The sequence below is a fragment of the Thiobacillus sp. 65-1402 genome (assembly GCF_001897685.1).
Lineage (GTDB): Bacteria > Pseudomonadota > Gammaproteobacteria > Burkholderiales > Thiobacillaceae > Thiobacillus.
This window is the reverse complement of the sequence record NZ_MKUG01000105.1, coordinates 1-8,586: the sequence shown is the minus strand read 5'-3', so window position 1 is coordinate 8,586 and position 8,586 is coordinate 1. Positions and strand designations below refer to the sequence as shown.

The 8,586-nt window shown below is 59.9% G+C and carries 9 protein-coding genes and 1 pseudogene; 9 read left to right on the top strand and 1 reads right to left on the bottom strand.

Going from position 1 to position 8,586, the window contains the following annotated elements; translation table 11 throughout:
- The 9 genes from BGO62_RS08980 to BGO62_RS08940 form a co-directional block, all read left to right on the top strand.
- A partial coding sequence (locus BGO62_RS08980; protein WP_296641513.1) for a TlpA disulfide reductase family protein occupies positions 1 to 256 on the top strand: 256 nt, incomplete at its 5' end.
- A 267-nt stretch (positions 257 to 523) separates the two neighbouring features.
- Positions 524 to 3,400, top strand: coding sequence for a molybdopterin oxidoreductase family protein (locus BGO62_RS08975; RefSeq protein WP_296641510.1), 2,877 nt, complete (start codon positions 524 to 526; stop codon positions 3,398 to 3,400).
- Between the two features lie 35 nt (positions 3,401 to 3,435).
- Positions 3,436 to 4,131 carry a 4Fe-4S dicluster domain-containing protein gene (locus tag BGO62_RS08970; RefSeq protein WP_296641507.1) on the top strand — a complete coding sequence of 232 codons (696 nt, stop codon included), beginning with the start codon at positions 3,436 to 3,438 and terminating at the stop codon, positions 4,129 to 4,131.
- A 34-nt stretch (positions 4,132 to 4,165) separates the two neighbouring features.
- Positions 4,166 to 5,104 carry a DmsC/YnfH family molybdoenzyme membrane anchor subunit gene (locus BGO62_RS08965; protein ID WP_296641504.1) on the top strand — a complete coding sequence of 313 codons (939 nt, stop codon included), beginning with the start codon at positions 4,166 to 4,168 and terminating at the stop codon, positions 5,102 to 5,104.
- A gap of 151 nt (positions 5,105 to 5,255) precedes the next feature.
- On the top strand, positions 5,256 to 5,585 hold the full coding sequence (locus BGO62_RS08960) for a rhodanese-like domain-containing protein (RefSeq protein WP_296641503.1): 330 nt from the start codon (positions 5,256 to 5,258) through the stop codon (positions 5,583 to 5,585).
- A 141-nt stretch (positions 5,586 to 5,726) separates the two neighbouring features.
- Positions 5,727 to 5,954: a sulfurtransferase TusA family protein gene (locus BGO62_RS08955; protein ID WP_151606480.1), complete on the top strand. Its 228-nt coding sequence runs from the start codon at positions 5,727 to 5,729 to the stop codon at positions 5,952 to 5,954.
- A 93-nt stretch (positions 5,955 to 6,047) separates the two neighbouring features.
- Positions 6,048 to 6,557 carry a DsrE/DsrF/DrsH-like family protein gene (locus BGO62_RS08950; RefSeq protein ID WP_296641494.1) on the top strand — a complete coding sequence of 170 codons (510 nt, stop codon included), beginning with the start codon at positions 6,048 to 6,050 and terminating at the stop codon, positions 6,555 to 6,557.
- Between the two features lie 192 nt (positions 6,558 to 6,749).
- Positions 6,750 to 7,334, top strand: a complete 585-nt coding sequence (locus BGO62_RS08945; RefSeq protein WP_296641492.1) for an outer membrane protein transport protein — start codon at positions 6,750 to 6,752, stop codon at positions 7,332 to 7,334.
- Positions 7,335 to 7,344: 10 nt separating this feature from the next.
- A complete protein-coding gene (locus tag BGO62_RS08940) occupies positions 7,345 to 8,016 on the top strand; it encodes a porin (protein ID WP_296641491.1) in 672 nt (223 codons plus the stop codon).
- A gap of 136 nt (positions 8,017 to 8,152) precedes the next feature.
- Here BGO62_RS08940 and BGO62_RS08935 read toward each other — a convergent pair.
- Positions 8,153 to 8,586, bottom strand: a pseudogene (locus tag BGO62_RS08935) (valine--tRNA ligase); the annotation flags it as partial.

The window sequence follows — 8,586 nt, the reverse complement described above, 5'->3', positions numbered from 1 at the left end:
CGCGCTGGACAGCGCCGAGACGCCCGAAGAAGTGAAGGCCTATTTGTCCAGAATGAAACTGGGCTTTCCGATTCTGCTTGACCCCGATGGCAGCAACACCCAGCACTGGAAAGTGTTTGCGCTGCCCACCACCTTCCTGCTGGATGCCGAGGGGCGCGTACGTTATGTCCTGACCGGGCCGACCGAATGGGACGAGGGGGAGGCGCTGCGGGTGATCGAGTCGCTATTGGCAGAGTTGCCGGCGCACGCAAGATAGACGAAATCAGGATGCTTAAGTCCGTAATAAATAAGGGTTTTTCATCAGATGGTCTTATAAGACCATCAGCCGTTTTGCTTGCCATGCCGGGGGCTTGAAGTGCAAAATAACGGCATATTCGGAATGTTTAATATATAGCCGTCCCCGCAGCATCCAGTGCCGATGCGCTGGCGCTGCTTCCAGCAGTCACCTAGTGTGTATATCCGGGCAGGAAAAGACGCGGTTCCAGCGTGGAACCGTGGGGACGATTTTGAACTTAGAGACCGCATGAACGCCAAGATAAAACTCGAAAATCACGACGCGCAGGAAATCAAGTACACCACCTGCTACATGTGCGCCTGCCGCTGCGGCATCAAGGTGACGCTGGAGGACAACAAGGTCCGCTTCATCCAGGGCAACCGCAATCATCCCACCAACCAGGGCGTGCTGTGCGCCAAGGGATCGGCCGGGATCATGAAGCAGTATTCGACCGCCAAGCTGACCCAGCCGTTGATGCGCAAACCGGGCACCGAGCGCGGCGAGGGCATTTACGAGGCGATTTCCTGGGAACAGGCGCTCGACGTGCTGACCGACCGCCTGGAGGAAATCCGTGCGACCGACCCCTCCAAGCTGGGCTACTTCACCGGACGCGACCAGATGCAGGCGCTCACCGGCCTGTGGGCGCAGCAGTTCGGCACCCCCAACTGGTCTGCGCACGGCGGTTTCTGCTCGGTCAACATGGCGGCGGCCGGTCTCTATTCCATCGGCTTCTCGTTCTGGGAGTTCGGCGCGCCCGACTGGGACTACGCCAAGTATTTCCTGATGTGGGGCGTGGCGGAAGACCATTCGTCCAACCCGATCAAGATCGGCCTGGAAAAGTTGAAGCGCAAGGGTGGCAAGTTCGTCACCGTCAACCCGGTGCGCACCGGCTATTCGGCGATTGCCGACGAATGGCTGCCGATCAAGCCGGGCATGGACGGCCTGCTGGCGATGTCGATGGTGCACGTGCTGCTGCAGCACGAAAAATTCGATTACGAATTCCTGGTCCGCTACACCAACGCCTCCTGGCTGGTAGTGCAGGCTCCGGGCCAGAAGGGCGACGGCCTGTTCCTGCGCGATGAGAACGACCAGCCGCTGATCTGGGATATCGACAAGGAGGCGTTCAGGAATGGCCTCGACGGCGACATCGCCCCTGCGCTGTTCGGCGAATACGTGGCGCCGGACGGTCGCCGCGTCAAGACCGTGATGTCGCTGATGGCCGAGCGCTATCTCGATGCGCGCTACGCGCCGGAAAACGTCGCGCTGGAATGTGGCCTGCCGGCGGAAACCATCGAGCGCATCGCGCTCGAGATGGCGCATGTCGCGTTCCAGGAAACGGTCGAGCTGCCGATCGAATGGACCGACGTGTGGGGCCGCAAACACGACAAGGTGGTCGGTCGTCCGGTGGCGATGTACGCGATGCGCGGCATCGCGGCGCACTCCAACGGCTTCCATTCCTGCCGCGCCATCCACATGATCCAGATGCTGCTGGGCGCGCTCGACGCGCCGGGCAACTTCCGCGCCCGCGCGCCGTATCCGAAGCCGATCCCGCCGCACCAGCTGCCGGAAAACAACATCGACGTCATCAACGCGCCGAACACCCCGCTGTCGCGTCCGCCGCTCGGCTTCCCGACGCGTCCGGAAGACCTGGTGATCGACGAGTTCGGCAACCCGCTGCGCATCGACAAGGCCTATTCGTGGGAAGTGCCGATCGCTTCGCACGGCCTGATGCACATGGTCATCACCAACGCGACCAACCATGATCCCTACGCGCTCGACACGCTGATCCTGTTCATGGCCAACATGGCGTGGAACTCGACCATGAACACGGCCAACATCCAGGACATGCTGCGCGCGAAAGATCCGGAAGAGCCGGGCGAATACAAGATTCCGTTCCTGGTGGTGATCGACGCCTTCCATTCGGAAATGACCAACTTCGCCGACCTGATCCTGCCGGATACCACCTACCTCGAGCGCTACGATTCGATCTCGCTGCTCGACCGCCCGATTTCCGAGCCGGACGCGGCAGCCGACGCGATCCGTCATCCGTTGGTCAAGCTCGACCGCGACGTGCGGCCGTGGCAGGAGGTGATGGTCGAACTGGCGGGGCGGCTGAAATTCCCTGCCTTCACCAAGCCCGACGGCACCCCCAAGTTCAGCAGCTACAAGGACTTCATCGTCAACTACGAGCGTTCGCCCGGCATCGGCTTCCTCGCCGGCTGGCGCGGCAAGGACGGCACCAAGTCGCTGAAGGGCGAGCCGAACCCCAACCAGTGGGAAAAGTACATCGAGAACCAGAGCTTCTACGCGCACCACTGGCCCGACAACCAGAAGTACATGCGCTACGCCAACAAGGACTACCTCGACGTGGCAGCGGACGTCGGCTTCGTCGGCAAGGCCGAGCCCATCATCATGCAGTTCTATTCCGAGCCGCTGCAGAAATTCCGCCTGGCGGGGCAGGGCCTGTACGACGGTCCGCAGCCCAATAACCAGGTCGACCGCGAGCGCCTGGTGAAATATTTCGACCCGCTGCCGATGTGGTACGAGCCGCTCGAACAGCAGCGCGTGGACAAGGACGAATATCCCTTCTTCGCGCTGACCCAGCGCCCGATGTTCATGTACCACTCGTGGGATTCGCAGAACGTGTGGCTGCGTCAGATCATGGCGCAGAACTACATGTACATGAACGCCCGCAAGGCGGCCGAAATGGGCATCAAGGACTTCGACTGGATCTGGGTCGAGTCGCACAACGGCAAGATCCGCTGCCAGGTCAAGACCATGGAAGGCACCCAGGAAGACACCATCTGGACCTGGAATGCCATCGGCAAGCAGAAGGGCGCCTGGGGCCTGAAGGAAAACGCCTCCGAAGCGACCAAGGGTTTCCTGCTCAACCACCTGATCTCCGAGCTGCTGCCGGAGAAGGCGGGCGAACGCCGCGTCACCAACTCCGACCCGGTGACCGGGCAGGCCGCGTGGTTCGACCTGCGCGTGAAGATCTGGAAGGCTGCGCCGGGCGAGACCGGCTCGTGGCCGCAGTTCGACGAACTGAAGCCGCTGCCGGGCGACGAGCGCTACGAGCGCCCGGACGTGTTGCGCTACGACGCGCGCAGCCACGAAAAGAATTGAACCGCCCTGCCAGAATATAAAGACGAGAGAGCATCATGAGATTAGGTTTGGTCATCGACCTCGACGTGTGCGTGGGCTGTCATGCCTGCGCCATCGCCTGCAAGGAATGGAACGCCTCCGGCACCATCGGCCCGTTGTCCGACTACCAACCCTACGGCGCCGAGCCGTCGGGCGTGTGGTTCAACCGGATCCGCCATTACGAGATGGACGAGTATCCGAACAACAAGACGGTCAACTTCCCGATGTCGTGCATGCACTGCGAGGACGCCGACTGCGTCACCGTGTGCCCGACCGGCGCCTCGTACAAGCGTGCCGAAGACGGCATCGTGCTGATCGACCAGGACAAGTGCATGGGCTGTAACTACTGCTCGTGGGCGTGTCCCTACGGCGCGCGCGAACTCGACCGCTCCAGCGGCACGATGAAGAAGTGCACCCTGTGCGTCGACCGCATCTACGACCAAGAACTGCCGGTCGAGGAGCGCCAGCCTTCGTGCGTGCTGACCTGCCCGGCACATGCCCGCATGTTCGGCGATTTCGACGATCCCGATTCGGCGGTGTCGCGCGCGGTGCGCGAGCGCGGCGGTTTCCCTCTGATGCCTGAGCTCAACTACAACCCGACCAACCAGTACCTGCCGCCGCGCCGCAAGCCGGTGATTCCGGTCGACACCAAGCCCCGTGGCGGCCTCAAGGAAAGCATCAAGCAGTTCGCCAACAAGCTGGTGCGCCGCTGAATCGCGCACCCGATAAATCGAGCCAGGAGTATCCATGCATCCCGCTTTCTCTGTCATCTTCTTCACCGTCGCATCGGGCGCCGGCTTCGGCCTGATTTCGCTGCTGTTCATCGCCGACACGTTCAATCTCGGCGGCGGCTTCAGTCGCGAACAGCTGGTCGTCGGCGGACTCATCGCGATGGGCCTGATCGTGTTCGGCCTGCTATCGTCCACCTTCCACCTCGCCAATCCGAAAAACGCCTGGCGCGCGTTCAGCCGCTTCCGTACCTCGTGGCTGTCGCGCGAGGGCGTGTTTGCCGTGGTGTTCATGCCGCTGGCGCTGATCTACCTAGTCTGCATCTGGTTCGACGCGCCGTTGTGGCTGCGTGAAACTTTCGGTTTCCTGACGGCGGTGCTGGCCTGGATCACGGTGTTCTCCACCGGCATGATCTACGCCTGCCTGAAAACCATCCGCCAGTGGAACACCCCGCTGGTGCCTGCCAACTATCTGGCTCTGGGCTATGCCAGCGGCAGTCTGCTGCTGCTGCTGGGCGCGGTCTATGCAGGCCTCGATACCACGCCCTACATCGCGATGTCGGCGCTGATCGTCTCGATCGCCGCGGTGCTGAAGGCGATCTACTATTTCTGGATCCGCAGCCCCGGCTTGACGCCCACCATCAATACCGCCACCGGCCTGACCCGCGCCAAGGTCAAGCTGCTTGACACCGGCCATACCCATGGCACCTTCCTGACCCAGGAGTTCGGCTTCCAGATCGCGCGGCAGAAAGCCGGCCTGCTCAAGGCCGTGGTTTTCGTGCTGGGCTTCGCGCTGCCCGGCCTGATGCTGGTATGGGTCTTCAACCAGCATGGCGGGCAAACCGCCGCCATCGTCGCGGCCTTCGCGGGCATCGCCGGCGCCGCGGTCGAGCGCTGGCTGTTTTTCGCCGAGGCGCGCCACGTGGTCAACCTGTATCACGGTGCCCAGCGCTGTTGAGCAAGCCGGGAATGCCGCAAAAAAGCCCGTATCCGGGGGCGTGCGCCCAGGGGCTACAAGGGCGCCGCTGCGCTGTCCGGTGCTTGGCGCGTCCCCCGCTTTGAGGTACATTAGAGAACTCTAATTTCTCCATTACAGGAGTGTGACACCTATGTTCGGACTGTCAGGTTTCAAGGAAGTCGATCCCGGCTATGTCGCGGAAATCGCAGCCCAGGGCGCGCATCTGATCGATGTACGCACCGAGGCCGAAGTGGCCCAAGGCGTGATCGATGGCGCCATCCACATTCCGCTGCACTTGCTGCCGCTGCGCGCGGCCGATGTTCCCCAGGACCGGCCCGTGGTGATCTACTGCCGTTCCGGTGCGCGATCGGCCCAAGCGTGTGCGTTCATGGCTTCCCAGGGCTACGGCAACATGCACAACCTGGCTGGCGGCATCATGGCTTGGGCGCGCTCCGGAAACACCCTCAGCCGGCCGCGCTAAAACCCCGTTTCAGATCGATTTGAAGGTGTCGCCAGATTTTTCAGCGGCGCAGCAATTTCGGTTGCAATGGGAAAATTTCTGGTTTAAGGTACCGCAGCGTTTTTAGTACATAATTATTTAATGAATGTTAAGGAGAACTAAATGAATTTCGATAAAGAACTCGATGCCCGCGGCCTGAACTGTCCGCTGCCCATTCTGCGCGCCAAGAAGGCCCTGGCTGAAGTCGGAAGCGGACAAGTGCTGAAAATCCTGTCCACCGACCCGGGTTCGGTCAAGGACTTCGCTGCTTTCGCCAAGCAGACCGGCAATGAACTGCTGTCCACCGCCGAAGCGGGCGGCGAATTCACCTTCTTCATGAAGAAAAAATAAATACAAAAAACCAAACCAGCGCCGTCCGTTCCGGGAGCACACAGCCAGGAACATGCGGCGCTGTTTTTTTAACCGGCAGAGGAGAGACTGAGCATGGATACTAAAAAAATGGCCATTATCGCCACCAAAGGCACGCTGGACTGGGCTTATCCCCCGTTCATCCTGGCTTCGACGGCGGCTGCGCTGGGCTATGAAACCCAGATTTTCTTCACCTTCTACGGCCTTCAACTCGTTCGCAAAGACTTGTCCGGCCTCAAGGTGAGCCCGCTGGGCAACCCCGGCATGCCGATGAAAATGCCGTTCGGCCCCAAGTGGTTCAAGAGCATCAACTGGAACATGCCCAACGCCATCCAGGCCATCATCCCCGGCTATGAAAGCGTGGCGACGGCCCTGATGAAGCAGACCATCGCCAACAACGGCGTGGCCACCATCCCCGACCTGCGCGAACTGTGCCAGGAAGCCGAAGTCAAGTTCATCGCCTGCCAGATGACCGTCGAACTGTTCGGTTTCGAGCATTCCGACTTCATCGACGGCCTCGAATACGGCGGCGCCGCCACCTTCTTCGAGTTCGCAGGCGAGACCGACATCTGCCTGTTTATCTGAAACGGATTGCAGCCTGATGAAAAAGAGCCGGGAAATCCCGGCTCTTTTTTTATGTGTCTTTTGTACCACACCGCATCCGGTTTTTTGGGCGCCCCGGGCTGGCTTGCTTGTTTAAGCCCTAGAGCGGGCGTAGCCTTCAGGGCAGGCTATTCAATGAGCTTATCTGTAGTAATTTCGCCCAAGGAGACATAAATGAAATTGACAAAAGTTTTCGCATTCATGGCACTGGCCGGTCTGGCCGGCAGCGCCTACGCAACCAACGGTTATTTTTCGCACGGCTACGGCATGAAGGCCAAGGGCATGGCCGGTGCATCCACCGCCCTGCATGACGATGCGTTTGGTGGTGCGAACAACCCCGCCGCCATGGTTTTTGCTGGTAACCGTATGGATTTGGGTATGGATATATTCAGCCCGATTCGCGAGGCATCCAATGCGGGAGACTTCGGTACTCCGGTTACGTCCGAGAGCGATGCCAATTATTTCCTGGTGCCTGAGTTCGGTTACAACCGAATGATGAACCCCAATCTGTCCCTTGGCGTGACTGTGTATGGAAACGGCGGCATGAATACCGACTACCCTGCGCTTGGCGGTGCATTTGGGACGATGAATATATTGGGTGGTTCGGGTGCCCTGGGTGTCGACTTGATGCAGCTGATCGTTGCCCCGACTGCTGCTTACAAGGTGGCTCCTAATCACTCCATCGGTATTTCCCCGTTGGTGGGTTATCAGCAGCTTTGCTGCTACGGGCATCCAGCCTTTCTCCGCATATTCCTCTGATGCAGCTAACTTGACCAACCGTGGTAACGATGACGCATATGGTTATGGCGTGCGCATTGGTTACATGGGCAAAATCACGCCTACCGTCACCATCGGCGCTGCGTATGCGTCGAAAATGAATTTCGAAGAGTTCAGCAAGTACAAGGGCTTGTTTGCTGAGCAGGGCGATTTTGATATTCCTGAAAACTATAATTTGGGTGTGGCTTGGCAAGCCACTCCTGCCGTTAAATTGGCCCTGGATTACCAGCGTATCAACTACGGTAAAGTGGCTTCGGTTGGCAACCCTGTGTCAAATCTGTTGGTCTTGGGTCAGCCGCTCGGTTCCGCCAATGGCCCTGGTTTTGGCTACTCCAATATCGATGTGTGGAAACTGGGCACGGAGTACAAATACAGCCAGAATCTGACTCTGCGCGCAGGGTATAGCCATAGCGACAACCCTATCAGCGGCTCCGACCTGGGTGAGGTGCTGTTCAATATCCTTGCACCTGCAGTGATTGAAAATCATGTCACGCTTGGCTTTACCTATACGCTGTCTTCGGGGGACGAAGTCTCCATGGCCTATATGCATGGCTTTAAGAATGATGTGAGTGCGGCACGTCCTGGCGCGCCCTTCGGTACTAATGTCGATACGATCGAGATGTACCAAAACTCGCTGGGCATCCAGTACAGCTGGAAGATGTAATTTTCAGCAGTGTTTCAGCTGATTGGAAACCGGGGCCTTAGGCCCCGGTTTTTTTTATGTGCGTCTGGAGGATTATTCCGGAGAGAACAAAAAAGCGCGGACTCGGCCGCGCTTTTTTGTAGTCGTCCATTTGGCATCAACCAAGCCGAGCGTGCTGCGCCTCCAGCTTTTGCAGCATGGCAGCAAAATCAGCCAGCCGCGCCTGCTCTTGCTGCACGACGGCGGCGGGGGCCTTGTCGACGAAGCTGGGGTTGGCGAGCTTGCCTTCGGCTTTCTTGATTTCGCCCTGGATGCGGGCGATTTCCTTGGCCAGGCGCGCGCGTTCCGCGTCCTTGTCGATTTCCACCACCAGCATCATCCGCATGTCGCCGACCAGGGCGACCGGGGCGTCGGCTTCCGGCAGCGCAGCGACGGCGCTGACCTCGGAGAGCTTGCCGAGCGCGGCGATGTAGGGCGCCAGTGCGTTGATCGCGGTGGCGTCGCCTTCGATCACCAGCGGCACGCGCTGGGCGGGCGACAGGTTCATCTCGCCGCGCAGGGTGCGGCAGGCGTTGACCAGTTCCTTCAGCA